Below are 1,015 nucleotides of genomic sequence, written 5' to 3'. Positions count from 1 at the left end.
TCGCCGGCCAGTTCGAGCTGGTCCCGCTCCTCGAACGCGTCCTCGGCCACGCCGTCGCCCTCCTCAGCTGCGAGAGCGGTTCTATATCGATCGTCCACGAGACCGAGGGCTACTACCGCAAGGAAGTGGACCAGGGTGTCGGCTGCCACGAGGGCCAGACCTTCCCCCTGACCGAGGGCCTCACCGGAGAGATCGTGAAGCAACGCGGCACCGTGATCCTCGACCGCTACGCCGCCGTCCCCACCGGACACATCCACCCGAGCGATCCGCGCTGGGGGAGCGCCGTCATCGGCGTCCCCATCTCGTGGGACGGCGCAATCATCGGCACCTTCGCCATCTTCAGCGACGGACCCGGCCGAGCCTTCACGCCGGCCGAAGCCTCTCTTGTGGAGCTCTTCGCCAACCACGCCGCCATCGCCATCATGAATTCCCGCCTCCACAACGCCGCCGCAGCCAAGGAACGCGAAGCAGCCGTCGCCGGTGAACGCGAACGGGCGGTACGCGACGTCCACGAAACCATCGGCCGCTCCCTCGGCTCCCTGCTCCTGCACCTGGATCGCGCCGATAAAGCCACCCCCGGCGGCTCGCCATCCACCCAGCACATCGACTCCGCCCGAGTCCTCGCCCACGAAGCCCTCTTCGAAACCCGGCGCACGGTCCTCGGGCTCGGCCCCTCGAGCCTCGCCGGCAGCACCCTCGAGGTAGCCGTCCGTACCGAACTCGACCGCGTGGAAGCCGTCTACCCCCTCGACGCCACCCTCCTGGTGGTCGGGGAACCCCATGATCTCGCGCCCGAAGTGGCCCATCAGGTGTTCATGATTGTGCAGGAAGCAGTCGGGAATGTCGTCGTGCATGCCCACGCCACCACCTGCCGGGTGGGCTTGTTCTACAACGTCACCGGGATCGCCGCCGTCATCGAGGACAACGGCCGCGGCTTCGACGCCGCCGCGACGCGCGGAACGGAAGGGTCGCCGTCGTCGTCCGCCTGCCTGGGCCTTCACGGCATGGCGGCCCG

At 68.7% G+C, this 1,015-nt stretch carries 1 protein-coding gene; it reads left to right on the top strand.

The features are described from left to right. Positions 1-17: 17 nt before the first annotated feature. A partial coding sequence (locus Y704_RS24525) for a GAF domain-containing sensor histidine kinase (RefSeq protein ID WP_343212840.1) occupies positions 18-1,015 on the top strand: 998 nt, incomplete at its 3' end.

This window comes from Arthrobacter sp. Br18 (genome assembly GCF_000520555.1).
In the GTDB taxonomy this organism is placed as follows: Bacteria; Actinomycetota; Actinomycetes; order Actinomycetales; family Micrococcaceae; genus Arthrobacter_D.
The sequence above is the reverse complement of the archived record's forward strand: the minus strand, read 5'-3'. Positions and strand labels throughout refer to the sequence as shown.